The sequence below is a fragment of the Fenollaria sp. genome (assembly GCF_057222035.1).
In genome coordinates this window covers 75,922-97,594 of record NZ_JBXXYC010000007.1, presented here as the reverse complement: position 1 = coordinate 97,594, position 21,673 = coordinate 75,922, and the positions used below count along the sequence as shown (strand labels likewise).

Here is a 21,673-nt window from a genome sequence, read left to right as displayed (position 1 = left end):
ATACTTACTCCTTATACTTATTAATAATTTCTGTGACTTGACTTTCTTTTACATGGTCATAAATGTCATCACCAACAGTTACAACAGGTGCTAAAGCACATTCACCAACACATCTAGTCTCAACTATAGAGAAAAGTCCATCAGCTGTTGCCTCGCCCTTAGCTACATTTAATTCCTTTAAGAAGTCGTCCAAAAGCTTATCAGCACCCTTTACGTAGCAAGCAGTACCTAAGCAGATGCATATAGAGTGTTTACCCCTTGGTTTAAAAGTGAATTGACTGTAGAAAGAAGCAACGCCATAAATTTCACTGCTATGCTTATTCAATTTAAGCGCCATAAAATCTACAATCTCTTCAGGTATGTATCCAAAGAGTCTTTGTGCTTCTTGAAGAACTGGCATGACAGCACCTCTGTCGCTCTTCTTTTCTTCGATAAATTGTAAGAACTCGTCGAACTTAGCACGATCTTTGTTAAAACAAAACGCCATAATTTACCTCCCTTAAAATTTAGCTTATTAGTACTAATATTTTATAATAAAAACGATTTTTTGTCAATGATATAATTACTATATTAAAGCATTTAGATAAAAACTTAATAAATATATTTTTTATTACACATAAGATAATAATTTTCGTTATTAAAAAATAATTATTAAAAATATTAATACTTATTTAATAAAATTATAAAATAATTTATATCAAAGCATAGATATGAAAATAAATTTATTTTATAAAAAATTATTGCCCTATATATAAAAGGAAGAGAAAAAATATAAAAAAATAAAAAATAATTAAAAAAACCCTTGACAGACAAGAGCTTATTATGTATAATATATGAGTGCTTAAATCAAATGGCTATGACTAAGAAAGGTTGCGCATCATGTTTTTTGTTGCGTGATGTGGTAATTTCCCTAGTTTCATGCAAGTTTGCTCGAGATGGAAGCAGGCGATTGATTGGCATATTTTATTTACGCTTAGAGAAAACGCACGGATGCGTGTGTAAGAGTTGACTCTCTAAGAAGTAAAAAAATATTACATGGAGGTAATCAAATGTCAAGCAAAAAACAAAAAATCAGAATTAGACTTAAAGCTTACGATCACACACTACTAGATCAATCAGCTCAAAGAATTGTTGAAGCTGCTAAAAAGACAGGCTGCAAGGTATCAGGACCAGTTCCACTACCAACAGAAAAACAAATCGTAACAATTTTAAGATCAGTTCACGTTAACAAAGATTCAAGAGAGCAATTCGAACAAAGAACTCACAAGAGACTAATCGATATCCTTGAACCAAATGACAAAACTGTAGACGCACTTATGAAGATGAACGTGCCTGCAGGTGTAGATATAGAAATAAAACTATAATCTATAAGATTTTATTTAAAATCCGCTGTAAATTATGGAGGTGCAGTTAATGAACGGAATTTTAGCAAAGAAAATTGGAATGACACAAGTTTTCGAAGAATCAGGAAACCTAGTTCCAGTTACAGTTCTTCAAGCCGGACCTATGGTAGTTGTTCAAAAGAAAACTGTTGAAACAGACGGTTACAACGCTATAGTAGTTGGTTTTGGAGAAATCAATGAAAAGAATGTAAACAAACCTCGTAAGGGTCAATTCAAAAAAGCTAACGCTAGCTACAAAAGATACCTTAGAGAGTTTAAAGTAGAAGATGTAGAAAAATACAACTTAGGTGATGAAATCACAGTTGAAATCATGGATGGCGTTGAATTTGTAGACGTTATCGGAACATCAAAAGGTAAAGGTACTCAAGGTGTTATAAAAAGACACGGCTTCGGCAGAGGTAGAGAATCACATGGTTCAAAATTCCACAGAATGCCAGGTGGTATGGGTGCTGCAACATGGCCAGGAAAAGTATTTAAGGGCCATAGAATGATGGGCCGCATGGGTAATGAAAGAGTAACTGTTCAAAACCTAAAAGTAGTAAAAGTAGATAAAGAAAACGGAATTATCCTAATCAAAGGTGCTGTACCAGGACCAAAGAAAGGTTTAATTACTGTTAGAAAAGCAATAAAGAAATAGCGCTAAAGGAGGATTAAAATGCCAAGTTATAAAGTTTTAAACATGGAAGGTAAAGAACTTGAGACAATTGAATTAAATGATGACATCTTTAATCAAGAAGATAACCCTCATCTTATTTACCAAGTAGTAGTTAATCATTTAGCGAACAAACGTCAAGGAACTCAAAGCACTTTAACAAGAGCTGAAGTTAGAGGCGGCGGAAGAAAACCTTGGAAACAAAAAGGTACAGGTAGAGCAAGACAAGGAAGTACAAGAAGTCCTCAATGGAAGGGCGGCGGAGTTGTATTTGCACCAAAGCCAAGAAGCTATGGATACAAACTTCCTAAGAAGTTAAAGAGATTAGCTTTAAAGGTAGCTCTTTCAAACAAAGTTCGTGATAATGAGCTTATTATAGTAGATGATATAAAATTACAAGAAGTTAAGACAAAATACGCTTTTAAAGCACTACAAAATCTTAACGCAAAGAAAGCATATATAGTTACTAAAGATAACGATAAAGACACACAAAGAGCTTTTAGAAATATACCATTCACAATGATTAGTGAAGCAAGAAACATAAACGTATATGATATAGTAAGACATGACAATATGATACTTACAAAAGCTTCTTTAGAAACTATCGAGGAGGTGTTCAAATAATGCTTAATCCACATGATATAATCATAAAACCCATAGTTACAGAAAAGTCTATGAGCGATATGGAAGAAGGTAAGTACACTTTCAAAGTAGACAGAAGAATAAACAAATCTGAAATCAAAAAAGCAATTGAAAACGTTTTTGGTGTAAAGGTTGAAAAAGTAAACACAATGAACATGCAAGGTAAGTTAAAAAGACAAGGCGCACATGAAGGTAGAAGACCAAACTGGAAAAAAGCCATTGTTACACTTAAGGAAGATTCAAAGAGAATTGAATTCTTTGAAGGCATGTCAAATTAGTGATAGGAGGGAAATTTAATGGCTATTAAAACATATAAACCAACTACTCCGTCCAGAAGAATGATGGCATCACCTGCTTTTGAGCTTATCACAAGAGCTAAACCAGAAAAGTCACTTGTAGAAAGCATTAAGAAAAACTCAGGTAGAAACAACACTGGTAGAATCACATCTCGTCACAGAGGCGGGGGAGCTAAGAAGATATACAGAATTATCGACTTTAAGAGAAATAAAATAGGCGTTGTTGGAACAGTAGCTCACATCGAGTACGATCCAAACAGAACAGCAAACATCGCGCTAATTCAATACGAAGACGGCGAAAAGAGATATATCCTTCATCCAGTAGGATTAAATGTTGGAGATAAAATCGAAGCAGGAGAACATGTCGACATCAAAGTAGGTAACGCACTTAAATTAAGAGACATCCCAGTAGGTACACTAATCCACAACATTGAAATGAAACCAGAAAAAGGCGGACAACTAGCAAGAAGCGCTGGTTCATACGCTCAACTTATGGGTAAAGAAGGTAACTACGCACAATTAAGATTACCATCAGGCGAGATGAGAGTTGTTTTACTAGACTGTATGGCAACAATCGGCCAAGTAGGTAACCTTGACCACGAACTAGTTAACATGGGTAAAGCTGGTAAGAAGAGATTAACAGGAAGACGCCCTCACGTAAGAGGTTCAGCGATGAACCCAGTAGACCATCCACATGGTGGTGGTGAAGGTAGAGCACCAATAGGTAGACCATCACCAATGACACCTTGGGGTAAACCTGCTCTAGGACTTAAGACTAGAAAGAAAAAGAAACATTCTGATAAGTATATAATCAGAAGAAGAAACGACAAGTAGGAGGGTTTAAATGGCAAGATCGATAAAAAAAGGACCTTTCGTAGACGAACACTTAATGAAAAAAGTTGAAGCTATGAATGAAGCCAACGATAAAAAAGTTATTAAAACATGGTCAAGACGTTCAACAATCTTCCCAGAATTCATAGGACACACAATAGCAGTATATGACGGCAGAAAACACGTTCCTGTATATATAACAGAAGATATGGTAGGACATAAACTTGGAGAGTTCGTTTTAACAAGAACTTTCAGAGGCCATGTTGCTAAAGGCGACAAGAAAGCAAACGTAAAATAATAGAAGGAGGATATAAATGGAAGCAAAAGCAATAGCTAAATATATTAGAATATCTCCTAGAAAAGTTCACTTTATATGCAACGAAATTAGGGGAAAACATATTGATGAAGCTCTTTCTATTTTAAAGTTTACACCAAAGAAAGGCGCAAGAGAACTATTAGCAGTACTTGAATCTGCAATAGCAAACGCTACAAACAATTTTGACTTAGATAGAGACAAACTATATGTTAAGGATGCACAAGCAACTGATGGACCAAGAATGAAAAGATACAGACCAAAGGCTCACGGTTCAGCTTATCCAATACTAAAGAGAACTGCACACTTATCAGTTGTAGTATCAGACGAGAAATAAGGAGGTAAGAAATGGGCCAAAAAGTAAATCCACACGGACTAAGAGTCGGAGTTATAAAAGATTGGAGCTCAAATTGGTATGCCGACAAGAAAAGTTTCTCTGATAATTTAGTAGAAGACTATAAGATAAGAGAATATTTGAAAAAAGAGCTTTACCAAGCAGGAGTTTCAAAATTAAAAATCGAAAGAACAAGAAAGAAAATTAAAGTTACTATATATACAGCAAAACCTGGTATCGTAATCGGTAGAGGCGGAGAAGGTATAGAAGCACTTAAGAAAAAAATCGAAAGACTTACTACAAAGACAGTTTTAGTAAACGTTGAAGAAGTAAGAAAGCCAGACTTAGATGCTCAACTAGTAGCAGAAAACATTGCGTTCCAACTAGAAAGAAGAATCACATTCAGAAGAGCAATGAAAGGCGCTATCCAAAGAACAATGAAAGAAGGAGCAAAGGGTATCAAAACTCAAGTTTCCGGAAGACTTGGTGGAGCCGACATGGCTAGAAGCGAAGGTTATTCAGAAGGAACAATACCTCTACAAACACTTAGAGCAGATATTGACTATGGTTTTGCAGAAGCAAACACAACATACGGCAAGATCGGCGTAAAGGTTTGGTTATACAAAGGAGAAGTACTTCCAGAAGTAACTGACGAAAGAAAGAAAAACTTTAAAAAGAGAAGTCAAGACGACAAAAAGAAAGACTTCAAAAAGAGAAGAAGAAATAACAACCAAAATACAGGCTTTAAAGACAGAAAAAATAACAATAACAGAAGAGGCTTTAAGCCAGAAGCTAACGAAGCACAAAACGCTAATAACGAAAATTAGTAAGGAGGAAAACATACTATGTTAATGCCTAAAAGAGTAAAGCATCGTAGAGTTCATAGAGGCAGAATGAAAGGTAAAGCATATTCAGGTAACACAATTACTTACGGTGAATATGGCCTACAAGCACTAGAACCAACATGGATGACAGCAAACCAAATAGAAGCTGCTCGTCGTGCGATGACAAGATATATAAAAAGAGGTGGAAATGTTTGGATTAAAGTATTTCCAGACAAACCAGTAACAAAGAAACCTGCAGAAGTACGTATGGGTTCCGGTAAAGGTGCTCCAGAGTATTGGGTTGCAGTAGTAAAACCAGGTAGAGTATTATTTGAAATGGGTGGAGTTTCAGAAGAAATAGCAAGAGAAGCACTAAGACTTGCAGCAATGAAACTTCCTATAAAAACTAAATTTGTAGTTCGTGAAGAAGGTGGTGAAGCTAATGAAGGTTAAAGAAATACGTGATTTAACAACAGAAGAACTAAATCAAAAAGAAAAAGAGCTTAAAAAAGAACTATTTAACCTAAGATTCCAATTAGCTACCGGACAATTAGAAAACCCAAAGACAATTTCTCAAGTTAAAAAAGACATTGCTAGAGTGAAAACAATTGTCAGAGAAAGAGAACTTTCTCAAGTAAAGGAGGCTTAAATCAATGGAAAGAAATCTTAGAAAAGTTAGAACAGGTACAGTAGTTTCTGATAAGATGGAAAAGACAATAACTGTTGCAGTTGAAACAAAAGTTAGTCATCCTATATATAAGAAGAGAGTTAACAGAACTACTAAATTTAAGGCTCACGATGAAAACAACGAAGCAAGAGTTGGCGATTTTGTAAAGATTATGGAAACAAGACCACTATCTAAGACAAAAAGATGGAGACTCGTAGAAATTATAGAAAAAGCAAAATAGTCCTTTTATAGGAAGGGAGGTTAATAAATTGATACAATCTGAATCAAGAATGAGAGTAGCTGATAACTCCGGAGCCAGAGAGGTACTAGTAATTAAAGTCTTAGGTGGCAGTAAAAGAAAGTATGCCGGAGTGGGCGATATAGTGGTTTGCACAGTTAAAAATGCAACACCAGGAGGCGTTGTTAAAAAAGGAGACGTTGTTAAAGCTGTTATAGTTAGAACAACACAACCAATGAGAAGACAAGATGGATCATATATAAGATTTGATGATAACGCAGCAGTTATCGTAAAAGAAGATAAAAATCCTGTTGGAACTCGTATATTTGGACCTGTAACTAGAGAACTAAGAACTGGTGGTTATATGAAGATAATATCACTAGCTCCAGAAGTTCTTTAATGAAGGGAGGTTAAATTATGCACGTTAAAGTAGGCGACAAGGTAATTGTTATTGCCGGTAAAGATAAAGGAAAAACAGGTAAAGTTTTAAAAGCATTACCAAAGAAAGACCGTGTTGTTGTTGAAGGAATAAACATTCAAACAAGACACCAAAAAGCTCGTGGACCTCAAGAACCAGGTGGAATTATTAAATCAGAAGGAGCAATACATGTTTCTAACGTAATGGTTTATAATGAATCACTTAAAAAAGGTACAAGAGTAGGCTATAAAGTTTTGGAAGACGGCAAGAAAGTTAGATACATGAAAGCCGACGGAGAAACATTAGACAAATAAGGGAGGTAGAACGGATGGCTTCCAGACTGGAAACAAGGTACAAAGAAGAAATTGTGCCTCAAATGATGGAAAAATTAGGATATGATAATATAATGCAAGTTCCTAAGCTAGATAAAGTTGTTATCAACATCGGTTTAGGACACGCTAAAGAAAATCCAAAAGTTCTTGAAAGTGCCTTAAAAGAATTAGAGTTAATAACTGGACAAAAACCTGTTATTACACACGCTAAGAAATCTATAGCTAACTTTAAGCTAAGAGAAGGCATGAAGATCGGATGTAAAGTAACATTAAGAAGAGACAAAATGTACTACTTCTTAGATAAGTTAATGAACATCGCTCTTCCAAGAGTAAGAGACTTTAGAGGTGTCAGCAGCACTTCATTCGACGGTAGAGGAAACTATGCATTAGGTATTAAAGAACAATTAATCTTCCCTGAAATCATATACGATGAAGTAGATGAAATCAGAGGTATGGATATCATAATTGTTACTACAGCAAATACTGATAAAGAAGCAAAATTATTCTTAGAGCTTCTTGGTATGCCTTTTAGAAAGTAAAAGGAGGAAGTAGATGGCTAAAAAATCAATGGTTGCTAAGCAACAAAGTAAACAAAAATACAAGGTAAGAGAGTATAACAGATGCAAGATTTGCGGAAGACCTCATGGTTACCTTAGAAAATATGGAATTTGCCGTATATGCTTCAGAAAATTAGCATATAAGGGAGAAATTCCTGGCGTAAGAAAAGCAAGCTGGTAGAAGGAGGAGTGATGTAATATGATGACGGATCCAATCGCGGATATGCTTACAAGAATCAGAAATTCTAACTCACAAAAACACGATTCAGTAGATATTCCGAAGTCAAGAATTAAACAAGAAATCGCTCAAATACTTTTAGATGAAGGATATATAAAAGGCTTTGAAATCGTAGATGACAAAAAGCAAGGCATAATAAGAGTTGAACTAAAATACCTTCCAAACAAAGAAAGAGTAATTTCCGGTATAAAGAGAATTTCTAAACCCGGACTTAGAATATATGTAAATTCAAACGAAGTGCCTAAAGTATTAGGTGGATTAGGTATAGCAATACTTTCTACATCCCATGGTCTTATGACAGACAAAAAAGCTAGAGAAGACAAAGTGGGCGGAGAAGTAATCTGCTATGTATGGTAAAATTAGCTAGGAGGAGTAATAATGTCAAGAATAGGTCTTAAACCTATTACAGTACCTCAAGGCGTTGAAATTAAAGTTAATGACGGAGTAGTTACTGTAAAAGGACCAAAGGGCGAACTTAAAGAAAACATCTGTAAAGATCTTACAATCAAGATTGAAGATGGCATCTTACATGTTGAACGTCCAAATGATGAAAAGAAAATAAAAGCTCTACACGGCCTAACTAGATCACTAATCCATAATATGGTTACAGGTGTAACAGAAGGTTTCTCAAAAGAACTTACTATTATAGGTACAGGTTATAGAGCACAAAAGAATGGAAATAAATTAGCCTTAACACTTGGCTTTTCACATCCACTTGAACTAGAAGATCCAGAAGGAATCACAGTTGAAGTGCCAGAACAAGACAAGATAGTTGTTAAAGGACTAGACAAACAAAAAGTAGGACAATACGCTGCATACATCAGAACATTCAGAATGCCAGAACCATACAAAGGAAAAGGTATTAGATACACTGACGAGTATGTAAGACGTAAAGTTGGTAAGACTGGTAAGTAGGAGGATAATTAGATGATAAACAAAGAAGCAAAAAAAGTAAGTCGTCAAAAAAGACACTTAAGAATCAGATCTAAGATTTCCGGTACTCAAGAAAGACCAAGACTATGTGTATTTAGAAGTGATAAACATATATATGCACAACTAATAGATGACGTTAATGGTGTGACACTTGCTCAAAGCTCAACACTTGATAAGTCTTTAAATTTAGAGAAAACATCAAACATTGAAGCAGCTAAAGCTGTTGGAACAAAAATTGGTGAAATCGCTAAAGAAAAAGGCATAGAAGAAGTAGTATTTGACAGAGCAGGTTATATCTACCATGGTAGAATTAAAGAACTAGCTGAAGCAGCTAGATCAGCAGGTCTTAAATTTTAACGAAGGAGGGGAATTAATGGAACACTTAATTATTGATGCAGCAACTCTTGATCTTGAAGAACAAGTAGTTTCTATAAACAGAGTTGCAAAAGTAGTAAAGGGTGGTAGAAACTTTAGATTCTCGGCCTTAGTTGTTGTTGGAGACAGACAAGGACACGTTGGTGTTGGTATGAGTAAGGCACTTGAAGTACCTGAAGCTATTAGAAAAGCAGTACAAGACGCTAAGAAACACCTAATTGAAGTTTCGATAGTTGATACAACTATCCCACACGAAATTAAAGGTGTTTATGGCGCAGGTAAAGTATTCTTAAAGCCAGCTCCTAAGGGATCAGGTGTTAAGGCATCTTCTGCTATCCGTGCCGTATGTGAACTTGCAGGTATTGAAAATATTTCTGCTAAACGTCTTGGATCAAACAATCCTCGTAACATTGTAAACGCTACAATCAACGGACTTATGAACTTAAAGAGAGCCGAAGATGTTGCTAGAGCAAGAGGAAAGTCTGTAGAAGAATTATTAGGATAGGAGGTTTAAGTATGAACACAATTAAAATTAAACTTAAGAGAAGTTTTATAGGTAAACCTTCTGATCATATAAAGGTAGTTAAAGCTATTGGTCTTAGAAAGATAGGCCAAGTAGTAGAAAAGAACGATACCCCACAAATTAGAGGGATGATACACAAAGTAGACTACATGCTTGAAATCGTAGACTAATTAAGGAGGTGTAAAGATGAAGCTAAATAATTTACAAGCTCAAGAAGGCGGAAAGATCGGTAAAAAAGCTGCTCGTAGAGGTAGAGGTATTGGATCAGGCCTAGGTAAAACTGCTGGTCGTGGTACTAAAGGACAAAAGTCTAGATCCGGTGGAGGAGTAAGACCGGGCTTCGAAGGTGGTCAAATGCCATTATTCAGAAGATTACCTAAGAGGGGCTTTACAAACATATTCAGAAAAGAATATGCTATAGTTAACATCTCCAGCTTAAATGTCTTTGATGATGGTGAGACTGTAGATACACAAAAACTTATCGAAAGAGGCTTAGTTAAGAAGAGCTTAGCAACAGCTAACGGCGTTAAGGTTTTAGGTAACGGAGAACTAGAAAAGAAAATCAATCTAAACGTTGAAAGAATAAGTGAAAGTGCTAAAGAAAAGGTTGAGGCAAAGGGCGGAAAGGTAGAGGTGAAATAAGATGTTTAAGACTCTAAAGAACGCATGGGCAGTTAAAGAGATTAGAATGAAGATTTTATTCACTCTTGCTATGCTTTTCATTTATAGACTTGGAAACTTTATTCCACTTCCATTTGTAAACAGAGATGCTCTTCAAAGCTTTTTCGCTGCAAATGACTCAAGCCTTTTAGGCTTTCTAGATATGATGGCAGGTGGAGCGTTATCAAGATTAAGTATATTTGCATCAAACATATATCCTTATATCAACGCATCCATCATCATACAACTTTTAACAGTAGCTATACCAAAGCTAGAAGAACTAGCTAAGGAAGGCGAAACTGGTAGAAAGAAAATTAACAGATACACAAGATACCTAACTATAATATTAGCTATAATTCAAGGTATTGGTACTGTATTTGGACTATTAAGAGGAACAGTTATAGGTGGAACATTAGCTAAAATGCTTATGGTTCTATGCCTAGTAGCTGGTACACAATTCTTAGTATTCCTTGGTGATCAAATCACTGAAAAAGGTGTTGGCAACGGTATTTCCCTTATCATCTTCCTAGGAATCATCGCAAGACTTCCTGAGACTGTAAGCCAATACTTCAACTTAACAAAAGCTGGACAATATAACTTAATTAACGTTATAATTATGACTATCGCTATGATAGCTATAGTTGCTTTCGTTGTAGCAATACAAGAAGGCGAAAGAAGAATTGGTGTACAATATGCCAAAAGAGTAGTTGGTAGAAAGATGTATGGCGGTCAATCAACACACATCCCTATCAAAGTTAACATGGCAGGCGTTATGCCAGTAATCTTCTCAACATCATTCCTTGGAGCATTCCAAACTATAGGAATGATTACTGGAGGTTCATTTGGCAAGTTTATGGAGACATATTTAGGATACAATTCAGTAGCATTTGCGGTATTAAACGTAATACTAATCGTATTCTTTACATTCTTCTATAACGAAATTCAATTCAATCCAATTGAATACTCTAAAAATTTACAACAAAACGGTGGATTCATCCCTGGTATTAGACCAGGTAGACCAACTAGCGACTTCTTAGCAAAGATTGTTAGAAGAATTGGTCTTGTTGGAGCTATATCACTTGCAATACTTGCTACACTACCAATAGTGCTTGGAGCAATCTTAAAAATGCAAACACACTTTACTGGTACAGGTATCATAATCGTTGTAGGTGTTGTTATTGAAACAATCAAGCAAATCGAAGCTCAAATGATGATGAGACATTACAAGGGTTTCTTAAGCTAGGAGGTAGGAAATGAGATTATTAATTTTAGGACCTCCAGGAGCTGGAAAAGGAACTCAAAGTGATAAGATAGTTGAACATTATAAAGTAAAACACATCTCTACAGGAGATATGTTTAGAGAAAATATTAAAGGCGGTACAGAACTTGGTAAGAAGGCAACTGAGTACATGGATAAGGGACTTTTAGTTCCAGACTCACTTGTTAATGACATGGTTATGGATAGATTATCAAAAGATGATCTTAAAGAACATGGCTTCTTACTAGACGGTTACCCAAGAAATATAAGCCAAGCAGAAGCACTTAAAGACATGCTTACTAAGCTTGATATGCCGCTAGATGCAGTTATCAACATAGAAGTACCTTCTAAATTTTTAATCGATAGAATCACTGGAAGAAGAGTGTGCCCTAAGTGCCAAAGAAGCTATCACATTGCCAACAATCCTCCAAAGGAAGAAGGCATTTGTGATTATGATGGCGAAGCTCTTATTACTAGAAAGGACGACAACGAAGAAACTGTTAAAAACAGAATCGATGTTTACGACAACGAAACAAAGCCTTTAGTAGATTTCTACACAAAAGAAGGTATTATATTGAATATCGATGGAACTCTTTCTATTGATGAGACTTTTGAATCGATAAAATCTAAATTGGGTAAATAGGTGAAACGATGGAATCTACAAAAGATATTGTAGTAGGACAGCTGGTTAAATCTAAATCCGGAAGAGATATGATGAGACTGTTTTTAGTATACGAGGTTGTTGATGATGAGCACGTGCTTTTAGTTGACGGCAAACTAAGAAGGCTAGAGAAGCCAAAGCTTAAGAAAATTAAGCACTTAATCGTATATCATACAATAGTTGAAGATTTTCAAAAGAAAGTTGAAGAAAATTCAAGATTAACAAACAGTCAAATAAGAAAGTATCTAGAACCTTTCTTGATAGAGGAACATTAGGAGGACAAAATGGCTAAAAAAGACATTATAGAGCTTGAAGGCGTAGTAGTTGATGCATTACCAAACGCTATATTCAAGGTAAAGCTTCAAAATGAACATATAATTACATGTCATATCTCTGGAAAATTAAGAATGAATTATATAAGGATTTTACCCGGAGATACAGTAAATGTCGAACTTTCTCCATACGATTTGGAGAGAGGTCGTATAACTTGGCGTAAGAAGTAAGGAGAGATAAAATGAAGGTAAGACCATCAGTTAAAAAAATTTGTGATAAATGCAAAATTATCAAAAGACACGGAAAAGTTATGGTAATTTGCGAAAATCCAAAACATAAACAAGTACAAGGTTAATAGGAGGTGTAGCTTAATGGCAAGAATTGCAGGTGTTGATATCCCTAGAGATAAAAGAGTTGAAATATCATTAACATATATATTCGGTATAGGTCTTTCAACTTCACAAAAAATATTAAGTGAATGCGGTATAAATCCTGATACAAGAGTTAAGGATTTAACAGAAGCAGAAGTAAATCAAATCAGAGACAAGATTGATCACATTAAGGTTGAAGGTGACCTAAGACGTGATGTTGCTCTAAATATAAAGAGACTTCGTGAAATAAACTCATACAGAGGAATTAGACATAAAAGAAATCTTCCTGTAAGAGGACAAAGAACAAAGACTAATGCTAGGACTAGAAAAGGCCCTAACGCAGGTAATAAGTAAGGAGGTAGAGTAAATGGCAATTAAAAAAGGTACAAAAACTAAAACTAAAAGAAGAGTTAAAAAGAACATAGAAAAAGGCCAAGCTCATATTTCTTCATCTTTCAACAACACAATGGTAACTATTTCCGATATGCAAGGAAATGTATTATCATGGGCTAGTGCTGGACAATTAGGCTTTAGAGGTTCAAGAAAATCAACTCCATTCGCAGCACAAGAAGCAGCTGAAACAGCAGCTAAAAAAGCTATGGAACACGGTCTAAAAACTGTAGAAGTTTATGTAAAAGGACCAGGAGCTGGTAGAGAAGCAGCTATAAGAAGTCTGCAAGCAACAGGACTTGAAGTTAACATGATCAAAGATGTTACGCCTATACCTCATAACGGTTGCAGACCACCTAAGAGAAGAAGAGTATAATTATATATATACTTTTAGTCTAAGGAGGGGTTAATTGTGATTGAAATAGAAAAGCCACATGTACAAGTACAAAGTGCTACAAGTGACGGAACTTATGTAAAGATGATTATAGAACCTCTTGAAAGAGGCTACGGAGAAACACTTGGTAACTCATTAAGAAGAGTATTACTTTCTTTATTACCAGGTGCAGCTGTAAACAAAATCAAGATAGAAAACGTTTTACACGAATTTTCTACTATTGATGGAGTATTAGAGGATGTAAGCGAAATAATATTAAATATTAAGAGCTTAGTTCTTAAATACACAGGAGATGAACCGCAAAAACTACTTATCGATCAAAAAGGACCGAAAGAAGTAACTGCAAAAGACATAGTCGCATCACCTGAAGTTGAAGTTATAAATCCAGATCATCACATAGCAACTATAAATGAAGATGGAAAATTAAGTATTGAAATGGACCTTGTAAGAGGCAGAGGCTATGAACTAACAGATATATACAGAACTGGCGACGAAACAGAAGCTGAAATAGGCATTATCCCTATAGATGCATCATTCTCACCAGTAAAGAAAGTTAATATATCGATTGACAATACAAGAGTTGGACAAATAACAGACTTTGATAAATTAACACTCGAAGTATGGACTAACGGAACTATAAAAGCAGTAGACGCTGTAAGTTATGCAGCAAAGATCATTACAGAACACATGGGACTACTAATGGAATTATCCGACGGTATTGAAGATGTTGAAGTTATGATAGACGTTCCTAACAAAAAGAAAGACAAAGCACTTGATATGCAAGTAGAAGAACTTGATCTTTCAGTTAGAAGCTACAACTGCTTAAAGAGAGCTAATATTAACACAGTTCAAGAGCTTGTTAGCAAGACTGATTCAGAAATGATGAAGGTAAGAAACCTTGGAAAGAAATCACTTGAAGAGGTAAAGAATAAGCTTGCAGAACTCAACTTATTTTTAAAGGAAGAAGAATAGGAGGAAGCTTATGGCACAATACAGAAAATTAGGCCGTAGAACTGACCATAGAAATGCTATGCTTCGTAACTTGGTAACATCACTTATAAAAGAGGGAGAAATAAAGACTACAGTTACACGTGCAAAAGAAACAAAGAGAATGGCTGATAAGATGATCACTCTTGCTAAAAGAGGCGATATGCATGCAATCAGACAAGCACAAAGCTACATCTATGACAAAGAAGTAAGTAAAAAATTATTTACAGAAATCGCGCCTAAGTACGCAGACAGACAAGGCGGCTACACAAGAATATTTAAACTTGAACCAAGAATTGGTGATGGCGCCGAAATCGCGTTATTAAGATTAATATAAGTTAAAGATGTATATAAAGTGGGCTTAACTAGTCCACTTTTTTACGCTTAAATTTTTAGAATATGAAAGATTTAAACAAAAAAAGAATAGTTTCCACTTGGAAAGGCGGCAAAACTGAGCAGCTTTGCATAGTACCAGAAAATGCCTCACTTCAAGAGAGAAACTTTGATTTAAGGATATCATCAGCGACGATTGATCTAGAGCGCTCAGAGTTTTCAGACTTTAGAGGCTATAGAAGATATTTAATGAAACTTGAAGGAGATATAACACTTTTAATAGATGATAAAACTATCATCATAAAGAGAGATGAAGCCTTTGAATTTATGGGAGATGAAAAAGTTATCTCCCTAAGCAAAGAGCCATCACGCGACTTCAACGTCATCATTAAAAAAGATAAAAAAGCAGATATATCCATAAAAGAGAATGAAAAATTGAATACAAATAAGGGAGAATATATATTTTCCCTTGAAAAAGCTAAAATAAATGGCAATGACGTAGATAAATATGCCCTATATGAAACAGATGATGAAAGCATAAATTTAGAAGGCAGATTTATTTATATTAAAATTATTAATTAGTGCTAAGCACCAAGAATCTCGTTCATGTGAACGAGGTTCTTCAATTTACAATATAAGCTTATAAAAAAGGAGAACTAATATGAAAAAATCAAAACAAATACTAGCGTTAGTACTAGTTTTAATTCTAACAATAACACTATTCGCATGCAATAAAACAGAAAATAAAGAAGAAAACAAAGAGACAACAGAAACAACAGAAACAGGAAAGACAGAAGAAACAAAAACAGAAGATAAAGACGCCGAAGCAAAAGAAGGCGAAGCTGAGCTTCCTCAAGATGCACTAAAATTAGAAACAAAAAAAGCAGAAAATTTAGACGAAAAATATAACAACGCATACGCACTTATGGACACAGAAAATCAAGACAACAAGGCAAAGTACGATGCATTATATCCAAACGATCCATACAAGATAGACGTAAACGTTAAAGAAGCAGATGAAGCAAACAAGGCAAACTATCTAGGACTTCTAGAAAATTTAATCTATATGGATAGAAAATTAGATGAAGTGACAGAAGATAAACCTTACGATACAAATAGAAATAAAGGCGAAGCTGTTTTAACATATGTACTTTCAAACGAAGATGGCAAAGATCCAGTATTTTTCGCAAATAGAGACCTATACAACTTCTTAAAGCTTGATTTAGAAACAGGCGACAAGCTAAGAATTAAAGATTGGTCACTATTAATCGATGAAGCAACACACGTAATCTTAGGATACAATCAAAAAGACAGATACGAACTAGGCAAAACATACGAAATCGACTACTTCGGCTCAAAGCTAAAAATTATGCCAGTTGGAGTAGCTAAAGAAGGCACAAGCTATGTTAATGGTAAGGGCGAAGAAATATCATTAGATAACACAATCATCGCTCCACTTAAATATGGCGATTCAAAAGAAATGCTTAACGAAGAACAATATAAAGAAATAATCGACAATGCATTGATATTATCACCAGAAGCAGATAAGGCAATGTATTTAGGTAATTATTTGAGAGGCGCATACAAAGCAGTTCACTTAAGTGATCTAATTTTGCGTTAAAATCGCGCCTAAGGCTCGTGCATTCGCTTCCTTCCTCAACGTACGTATTTGTACGTAATCGGTCGGTCGCTCATTGTACTTCGCCTTATCCATCGATTTTTCCAGCAAAATTGGTGAATAAATAAAATTCAATCAAACCAATAATGAAAAAGCATGTGGGCTATATCTCACATGCTTTTTTTATTTCTTACTACATGTTTATCACTCATCTTAGATATAGCTAATTAGCCACCCGTAACATAATTTAGCGTATTATACTGTTTTAATATTTCTTGCAATGGGTATTTATACATAGGTGATTTTATGAATTTTGAATCTATTATAGATGAAGGTATAAATAATAATAAGGCGATGCAAGGCTCATTTTCGGGGCCATTGAATAAAGACGGATCTAAAATTAAATTTAAGACTATAATCATGAAGGGCGAGGAGCATTTACAAATTGAAAAATTTATTGATAAAAAAGCTTTTCATGAGAATATTGCGATGAATAAAGCAAAAGAAAAAATTATCGCTCTAATGAATGATTACAAGCAGCTCTTTATAACAGTTGGTTCTGAGTCTTATCAAGTTTTTAATAACAAAGGCAAAATTAAGGCCTTAAGCACAAAAACTGATAAAAAAGCGAAGGCGCTTAGCCATGACAAAAAGAAAAATTACATAATTAATGAGGGTGACAAGGTCGATTTTCTAATTTATTTAAAGGTTATGAGTGAGGACGGCAAGGTCTACAATAGCTACTACGATAAATTTAAGCAAATTAATAAATATCTTGAAATTTTGACAAGGCGCTCGATAAGATTGATACATCTAAAAAGATACGCATTTTAGATTTTGGCTGCGGCAAGGCATATCTGACTTTTGCGGTTTATTATTATCTTAAGAATATCAGAAAACTTGATTTTTACATCGAAGGACTTGATTTAAAGTCTGATGTTGTCCGTGATTTAAATAAAATTAAGGATGCCCTTCATTACGATGAAATAAATTTTGTGTGCAAGGACATCAAAGATTATGATAAAAAAGACAATATCGACATCATGCTTACTTTGCACGCCTGTGATATAGCGACTGACATCGCTCTTAAGAAGGCGGTAGAGCTAAATGCGTCACTTATACTATCGGTTCCGTGCTGCCAAAAAGAGCTTTTCTCAAAGATTAAATCTGATGAATTAAATGGAATTCTTAAGCACGGCATACTTAAGGAGAGAGTCGCAGCCATTGTTACTGACTCACTTAGAAGCCTTTACTTAGAAAAGCATGGCTACAAATCTGAAATTATTGAATTCATAGACATGGATCACACACCAAAAAATCTTATGATTAGAGCCTTTAAGGACAAGGTAAATCCACTCGCGATAGATGAATATGAAAAAATAAAACATTTATTCGGCTTAGAAAATATTTTTATAGAAGGTTAGAAAATGATAGAAAATTTAATTTATTTTATAAATAGACCAAACAGAAACACGCGAGATGCTCTATTTAGAAAGAAGACAGGCTACTTCGTTTCAATCACAGGAATTGTTTTTAACATAATTTTAAGTGTGGCGAAGGTACTTATTGGCCTTTTCGTTCACTCCATCGCCATCATGGCGGATGCGGTTAATAACATTTTTGATACGATTTCATCAGTGGTTACACTGCTTGGATTTAAATTATCAGAAAAGCCCGCTGACAAAGATCATCCTTACGGACATGGTAGGATTGAGTATATATCAGGACTTTTGATATCCATCATAGTTATCATCATAGGACTTCAATTCATAAAGTCATCTGTTTTAAGAATTTTAAATCCAGATATAGTTAAATTCGACCACCTAAGCTTTTTCATAATGATTTTATCAATACTTGTCAAGGTTTTCATAACAATTTTGAATAAAAAGGCAGGAGATATGATAGACTCTAAAGCGATGAAGGCAACTAGCATTGACTCACTTGGTGACGTTTTTACAACCATGGTTGTTATAGTGCCTATGATTAGCTCATTGTTTACAAAGGTTCAAATCGATGGTTATTTCGGCGTTATCGTTTCACTTATGATTATTAAGAATGGTATCGAGATGATAAAGGAAACTATTGGCCCGATTCTTGGCGAGGAGCCAGATAAGGAACTTGTTGAAATGATACATAAAGACCTTGATGCAGAGCCACTTATCAAGAACGTACACGATTTTCACGCACATAACTATGGCCCTGACAATGTTTATATCTCTTTTGATGTTGAGATGCCAGCGCATCTAACAATTGAAGAAGCTCACAATGTCATAGATACTTGGGAGAGAATTCTTGAGGAAAAATATAACATTACCATAATTATACATGTCGATCCATATTTGGAAGAGGACAATTACAATGAAATTTACAAAAAAATAGAAGAAGCAGTCAAATCTGATGGCAGTGTAGTTGCTCTACATGATTTTAGGATAGTTAGCAGCAAGTCTGGCAAAGATTTATTACTTTTGGATCTTGTTTTAAATGATATGCAAGGCAAGGACAAGGAGGCGCTTGCCGATGAGATGAAAAAACGTTTTGAAAAGGAGGTTTCAAAGGATTACGACTACAGATTAAGAATAGTACCGAATTTTACTAATATAGGGGATGAGTAAATGATTAGAGATAAAATTATTGATTATATACGAAGTGGAGAAAAGTCTGAGAAGGATTACGCTATAGGTTTTGAGATAGAAAATTTCATAGTTGATAAGGACAATAGGGCTGTAACATACTGGGACGAAGGCGGCATCAAGGATATACTTGAAGACCTTATTAATATTGGCTACGAAGCGATTTATCTAGATGGTGTTTTGCTTGGCGCGAAAAAAGGCAAAACTGAAATTAGTTTAGAGCCGGGCAGTCAATTTGAGTTATCCATAAAAAAGACTTGGCGTATCAAAGATCTTGAAAGTGAGTATTTTGCGCGCATGGAAGAGATAAAGGACGTGGTAGAAAAAAGGGGCTATCTTATCTTACAAAGAGGCTACCATGTAAAAACTAAGATTGATGAGATAAAGATACTTCCTAAGGAGCGCTACGACCTTATGTATAAGTATTTCTCAGAGACAGGGACTATGGGTCACAATATGATGAAGGGCACAGCAGCTTCCCAATCGTCAATCGATTACAAAGGCGAAGAAGATTTTAGACGCAAGATGAGAGTATACAATGCATTGAGCCCAGTTTTTTACGCAATTTTTGAAAACGCAAATATTTTCGAAGGAAAGCCTTATAATGAAAATGGTTTAAGAATGAGTATATGGAAAAACACTGACAAAGACCGCTGTTCAATCATAAAAGAAGCTTTTGACGATGATTTTTCATACGCTTCATACGCTGACTACATTGTGAATAGACCATGTATTTTTATACATAAGGACGGCAAAGACATTTACACAGGACATACTAAGATTAAAGACATAGAAGGGATAGACGAGATAGACGAGGACCTTGTTGAACATGTACTCAGCATGTTCTTCCCAGATACTCGCGCGAAAAAATATATCGAGATAAGGATGATGGACGCAGTTCAAATTGAGTACTTACTTGGCTTAGTCGCTTTAATTAAGGCGACAAGCTATCAAAATTTGGATGAAGTCTATGAAATGATTAAGGATGTGACTTATGAAGACGCTTTAAGGGCGCTTGGTTCATTCAAAGAGCACGGCATAAGAGGCAAATTAAAAGAAAAAAGCTTTTTAGATATAGCAAAAAAATTAATTTCACTTGCTAAATCATCTCTAGGAGATGAAGCACATTATTTAGACGCACTTGAAAAAGTGATTAATTCAGATAAATCGATAAGGGAGGTAAATTTTGAAAAATATGGATTATAATACCATTGGCAAAAGATACATTGACATAGTTAAAGAAGACCCTGAGAAATATTATGAAGATTATAAAAAATTATTAGCGAAGGTCGCAAAATCAACTGCGAAGTATAAAGGCGAGCCGGTTCCTGCCATTTATCAGCCATTTTTCGTATCAGAAGAGGACGAAGAAACTTTTAAATATATTTCTGATATGATGATGAGAATTTCTGACAAAATTACTAAGGCATACGTTGCCATATCTGCATTTAGAAATACTTTTGATTTTGACAATAAAATGAAGCAATTGCTTATACACAAGCCGCTTCTAGCTACATTCGTGCCAATTTGTCGCTACGATATATTCTATAAATCGCGCGATGAATTTAAATTTTGCGAGCTAAATACCGATGGCTCCTCAGCCATGAACGAAGATAACGAGGTCGCTCCATTCATGCTTGAGCTTGAAGCGATGAAAGAGATGGAAAAGCGCTATGGATACGAATTTTCTTATTATGAACTTTTTGATTCGTGGGTAGATGAATTCAAGGAGCTTTATAAAGAAACTACTGGCAAAGAAGATTTTAATCTTGCCATCGTCGATATCATGGAGAGCGCATCGCATGAAGAATTTGAAAAATTTAAAAAAGCCTTCGAAAAGAAGGGCATTAAGACAATTATTTGCGATGCGAGAGATATTAAGCGTAAAGATGGCCACATATATGCGGGAGATTTTAGGATAGATGCTGTTTATAGAAGATTAGTTACTTTTGAAGCGGTAGAGCATTGGGACGAGATACAAGAATTTATAGATGGCTATTTAAACGATGAATTCGTGATGATAGGCTCATTTAAGAGTCAAGTTATGCATGACAAGAGGATATTTATCAAGCTTTTTGAAGACAGAGTAAAGAAATTTTTATCAAAGGATGAGCTTGAATTTATTGAAAAACACATTCCTTATACAGCCATGCTGACAAATGAAACTTTTGAAGAAGTTTTAAAGAACAAGGACAAGTACATCATCAAACCAGTTGATAACAACGCATCAAAGGGTGTTTATGTCGGCAAGGATCACTCGAAAAAAGAATTTGAGGCGATTTTGAAAAAATTTGTAGGCACAGGATACATTTATCAAGAATATATCGAGCCATACAAAAGAGATGTCATTCTTTTTGATGAAAAAGGCAATTTAGAAGTGAAAAAGCTTAAATCCATTGTTGGTCTATTCATATATAATAAGAAGTTTAAGGGCCTATACACTAGATATGGTGAAGAAAACATCATTTCGAGCTTGCACCAATATTATCTTGGTGTAAATATCAAAGCAAAGGAGTCTTAAG

Annotated in this window: 38 protein-coding genes; 37 read left to right on the top strand and 1 reads right to left on the bottom strand. The window is 35.0% G+C overall.

Annotation, left to right across the window (positions count from 1 at the left end):
* Positions 1–4: 4 nt before the first annotated feature.
* Positions 5–487, bottom strand: coding sequence for an NADH-quinone oxidoreductase subunit NuoE family protein (locus AC2UOP_RS06285; RefSeq protein WP_484833025.1), 483 nt, complete (start codon positions 485–487; stop codon positions 5–7).
* 562 nt (positions 488–1,049) lie between these two features.
* Here AC2UOP_RS06285 and rpsJ point away from each other — a divergent pair.
* The 37 genes from rpsJ (at position 1,050) to AC2UOP_RS06100 (ending at position 21,672) form a co-directional block, all read left to right on the top strand.
* On the top strand, positions 1,050–1,364 hold the full coding sequence (rpsJ, locus tag AC2UOP_RS06280; protein WP_019214284.1) for a 30S ribosomal protein S10: 315 nt from the start codon (positions 1,050–1,052) through the stop codon (positions 1,362–1,364).
* Positions 1,365–1,413: 49 nt separating this feature from the next.
* Positions 1,414–2,040 carry a 50S ribosomal protein L3 gene (rplC, locus tag AC2UOP_RS06275; protein WP_019214285.1) on the top strand — a complete coding sequence of 209 codons (627 nt, stop codon included), beginning with the start codon at positions 1,414–1,416 and terminating at the stop codon, positions 2,038–2,040.
* A gap of 18 nt (positions 2,041–2,058) precedes the next feature.
* A complete protein-coding gene (rplD, locus tag AC2UOP_RS06270; protein WP_019214286.1) occupies positions 2,059–2,679 on the top strand; it encodes a 50S ribosomal protein L4 in 621 nt (206 codons plus the stop codon).
* Complete coding sequence (rplW, locus tag AC2UOP_RS06265) at positions 2,676–2,975, top strand: 50S ribosomal protein L23 (protein WP_242824751.1); 300 nt, start codon at positions 2,676–2,678, stop codon at positions 2,973–2,975. Before rplD ends, rplW begins: the two co-directional genes overlap by 4 nt.
* 18 nt (positions 2,976–2,993) lie before the next feature.
* Complete coding sequence (gene rplB, locus AC2UOP_RS06260; protein ID WP_019214288.1) at positions 2,994–3,827, top strand: 50S ribosomal protein L2; 834 nt, start codon at positions 2,994–2,996, stop codon at positions 3,825–3,827.
* A gap of 10 nt (positions 3,828–3,837) precedes the next feature.
* Positions 3,838–4,122 (top strand): 30S ribosomal protein S19, encoded by a 285-nt coding sequence (rpsS, locus tag AC2UOP_RS06255; protein WP_019214289.1) that lies wholly within the window; start codon positions 3,838–3,840, stop codon positions 4,120–4,122.
* 16 nt (positions 4,123–4,138) lie between these two features.
* A complete protein-coding gene (gene rplV / locus AC2UOP_RS06250) occupies positions 4,139–4,474 on the top strand; it encodes a 50S ribosomal protein L22 (RefSeq protein ID WP_019214290.1) in 336 nt (111 codons plus the stop codon).
* Positions 4,475–4,485: 11 nt separating this feature from the next.
* Positions 4,486–5,298, top strand: coding sequence for a 30S ribosomal protein S3 (rpsC, locus tag AC2UOP_RS06245; protein WP_019214291.1), 813 nt, complete (start codon positions 4,486–4,488; stop codon positions 5,296–5,298).
* Between the two features lie 18 nt (positions 5,299–5,316).
* Positions 5,317–5,748 (top strand): 50S ribosomal protein L16, encoded by a 432-nt coding sequence (gene rplP / locus AC2UOP_RS06240; RefSeq protein WP_019214292.1) that lies wholly within the window; start codon positions 5,317–5,319, stop codon positions 5,746–5,748.
* Positions 5,738–5,944, top strand: a complete 207-nt coding sequence (rpmC, locus tag AC2UOP_RS06235) for a 50S ribosomal protein L29 (protein ID WP_019214293.1) — start codon at positions 5,738–5,740, stop codon at positions 5,942–5,944. The genes rplP and rpmC overlap by 11 nt, the downstream gene beginning before the upstream one ends.
* Before the next feature lie 4 nt (positions 5,945–5,948).
* On the top strand, positions 5,949–6,203 hold the full coding sequence (rpsQ, locus tag AC2UOP_RS06230; protein ID WP_019214294.1) for a 30S ribosomal protein S17: 255 nt from the start codon (positions 5,949–5,951) through the stop codon (positions 6,201–6,203).
* A gap of 28 nt (positions 6,204–6,231) precedes the next feature.
* Positions 6,232–6,600, top strand: coding sequence for a 50S ribosomal protein L14 (rplN, locus tag AC2UOP_RS06225; RefSeq protein ID WP_484833024.1), 369 nt, complete (start codon positions 6,232–6,234; stop codon positions 6,598–6,600).
* 17 nt (positions 6,601–6,617) lie between these two features.
* Positions 6,618–6,932, top strand: a complete 315-nt coding sequence (rplX, locus tag AC2UOP_RS06220; protein WP_019214296.1) for a 50S ribosomal protein L24 — start codon at positions 6,618–6,620, stop codon at positions 6,930–6,932.
* Between the two features lie 14 nt (positions 6,933–6,946).
* Entirely contained in the window at positions 6,947–7,489 is a 543-nt protein-coding gene (rplE, locus tag AC2UOP_RS06215; protein WP_019214297.1) for a 50S ribosomal protein L5, read from the top strand.
* Between the two features lie 13 nt (positions 7,490–7,502).
* On the top strand, positions 7,503–7,688 hold the full coding sequence (locus AC2UOP_RS06210) for a type Z 30S ribosomal protein S14 (RefSeq protein WP_019214298.1): 186 nt from the start codon (positions 7,503–7,505) through the stop codon (positions 7,686–7,688).
* 21 nt (positions 7,689–7,709) lie between these two features.
* A complete protein-coding gene (gene rpsH / locus AC2UOP_RS06205; protein WP_283162619.1) occupies positions 7,710–8,102 on the top strand; it encodes a 30S ribosomal protein S8 in 393 nt (130 codons plus the stop codon).
* A 21-nt stretch (positions 8,103–8,123) separates the two neighbouring features.
* Complete coding sequence (gene rplF / locus AC2UOP_RS06200) at positions 8,124–8,660, top strand: 50S ribosomal protein L6 (RefSeq protein WP_019214300.1); 537 nt, start codon at positions 8,124–8,126, stop codon at positions 8,658–8,660.
* A gap of 12 nt (positions 8,661–8,672) precedes the next feature.
* Positions 8,673–9,035 (top strand): 50S ribosomal protein L18, encoded by a 363-nt coding sequence (rplR, locus tag AC2UOP_RS06195; RefSeq protein WP_019214301.1) that lies wholly within the window; start codon positions 8,673–8,675, stop codon positions 9,033–9,035.
* Between the two features lie 16 nt (positions 9,036–9,051).
* Entirely contained in the window at positions 9,052–9,558 is a 507-nt protein-coding gene (rpsE, locus tag AC2UOP_RS06190) for a 30S ribosomal protein S5 (protein WP_019214302.1), read from the top strand.
* An 11-nt stretch (positions 9,559–9,569) separates the two neighbouring features.
* Positions 9,570–9,746: a 50S ribosomal protein L30 gene (gene rpmD / locus AC2UOP_RS06185; RefSeq protein WP_019214303.1), complete on the top strand. Its 177-nt coding sequence runs from the start codon at positions 9,570–9,572 to the stop codon at positions 9,744–9,746.
* A 16-nt stretch (positions 9,747–9,762) separates the two neighbouring features.
* Positions 9,763–10,218, top strand: a complete 456-nt coding sequence (rplO, locus tag AC2UOP_RS06180) for a 50S ribosomal protein L15 (RefSeq protein ID WP_019214304.1) — start codon at positions 9,763–9,765, stop codon at positions 10,216–10,218.
* A 1-nt stretch (position 10,219) separates the two neighbouring features.
* A complete protein-coding gene (gene secY, locus AC2UOP_RS06175) occupies positions 10,220–11,479 on the top strand; it encodes a preprotein translocase subunit SecY (protein WP_019214305.1) in 1,260 nt (419 codons plus the stop codon).
* Positions 11,480–11,489: 10 nt separating this feature from the next.
* Positions 11,490–12,137, top strand: coding sequence for an adenylate kinase (locus AC2UOP_RS06170; RefSeq protein WP_019214306.1), 648 nt, complete (start codon positions 11,490–11,492; stop codon positions 12,135–12,137).
* Between the two features lie 8 nt (positions 12,138–12,145).
* Positions 12,146–12,430 (top strand): RNA-binding protein, encoded by a 285-nt coding sequence (locus AC2UOP_RS06165; RefSeq protein ID WP_484833023.1) that lies wholly within the window; start codon positions 12,146–12,148, stop codon positions 12,428–12,430.
* A gap of 9 nt (positions 12,431–12,439) precedes the next feature.
* Positions 12,440–12,658 carry a translation initiation factor IF-1 gene (gene infA / locus AC2UOP_RS06160; protein ID WP_019214308.1) on the top strand — a complete coding sequence of 73 codons (219 nt, stop codon included), beginning with the start codon at positions 12,440–12,442 and terminating at the stop codon, positions 12,656–12,658.
* Positions 12,659–12,669: 11 nt separating this feature from the next.
* The gene (gene rpmJ / locus AC2UOP_RS06155) at positions 12,670–12,783 is read left to right on the top strand and encodes a 50S ribosomal protein L36 (RefSeq protein ID WP_019214309.1); all 114 of its coding nucleotides are present in this window, start codon (positions 12,670–12,672) and stop codon (positions 12,781–12,783) included.
* Positions 12,784–12,799: 16 nt separating this feature from the next.
* Positions 12,800–13,153: a 30S ribosomal protein S13 gene (rpsM, locus tag AC2UOP_RS06150; protein WP_019214310.1), complete on the top strand. Its 354-nt coding sequence runs from the start codon at positions 12,800–12,802 to the stop codon at positions 13,151–13,153.
* Between the two features lie 13 nt (positions 13,154–13,166).
* Positions 13,167–13,565 carry a 30S ribosomal protein S11 gene (gene rpsK, locus AC2UOP_RS06145; RefSeq protein ID WP_484833022.1) on the top strand — a complete coding sequence of 133 codons (399 nt, stop codon included), beginning with the start codon at positions 13,167–13,169 and terminating at the stop codon, positions 13,563–13,565.
* A gap of 36 nt (positions 13,566–13,601) precedes the next feature.
* Positions 13,602–14,555 carry a DNA-directed RNA polymerase subunit alpha gene (locus AC2UOP_RS06140; protein ID WP_019214312.1) on the top strand — a complete coding sequence of 318 codons (954 nt, stop codon included), beginning with the start codon at positions 13,602–13,604 and terminating at the stop codon, positions 14,553–14,555.
* Positions 14,556–14,565: 10 nt separating this feature from the next.
* Positions 14,566–14,907 (top strand): 50S ribosomal protein L17, encoded by a 342-nt coding sequence (gene rplQ / locus AC2UOP_RS06135; protein WP_019214313.1) that lies wholly within the window; start codon positions 14,566–14,568, stop codon positions 14,905–14,907.
* 62 nt (positions 14,908–14,969) lie between these two features.
* On the top strand, positions 14,970–15,485 hold the full coding sequence (locus AC2UOP_RS06130; protein ID WP_484833021.1) for a HutD family protein: 516 nt from the start codon (positions 14,970–14,972) through the stop codon (positions 15,483–15,485).
* Positions 15,486–15,564: 79 nt separating this feature from the next.
* Positions 15,565–16,524, top strand: coding sequence for a hypothetical protein (locus AC2UOP_RS06125; protein WP_484833020.1), 960 nt, complete (start codon positions 15,565–15,567; stop codon positions 16,522–16,524).
* Between the two features lie 303 nt (positions 16,525–16,827).
* Positions 16,828–17,355, top strand: a complete 528-nt coding sequence (locus AC2UOP_RS06120) for a hypothetical protein (RefSeq protein WP_484833019.1) — start codon at positions 16,828–16,830, stop codon at positions 17,353–17,355.
* Positions 17,325–17,945, top strand: a complete 621-nt coding sequence (locus tag AC2UOP_RS06115; protein WP_484833031.1) for a methyltransferase — start codon at positions 17,325–17,327, stop codon at positions 17,943–17,945. Before AC2UOP_RS06120 ends, AC2UOP_RS06115 begins: the two co-directional genes overlap by 31 nt.
* Before the next feature lie 3 nt (positions 17,946–17,948).
* A complete protein-coding gene (locus AC2UOP_RS06110; RefSeq protein WP_484833018.1) occupies positions 17,949–19,133 on the top strand; it encodes a cation diffusion facilitator family transporter in 1,185 nt (394 codons plus the stop codon).
* Positions 19,134–20,357: a glutamate--cysteine ligase gene (locus AC2UOP_RS06105; protein WP_484833017.1), complete on the top strand. Its 1,224-nt coding sequence runs from the start codon at positions 19,134–19,136 to the stop codon at positions 20,355–20,357.
* Positions 20,338–21,672 (top strand): hypothetical protein, encoded by a 1,335-nt coding sequence (locus AC2UOP_RS06100; RefSeq protein ID WP_484833016.1) that lies wholly within the window; start codon positions 20,338–20,340, stop codon positions 21,670–21,672. The genes AC2UOP_RS06105 and AC2UOP_RS06100 overlap by 20 nt, the downstream gene beginning before the upstream one ends.
* Position 21,673 lies beyond the last annotated feature (1 nt).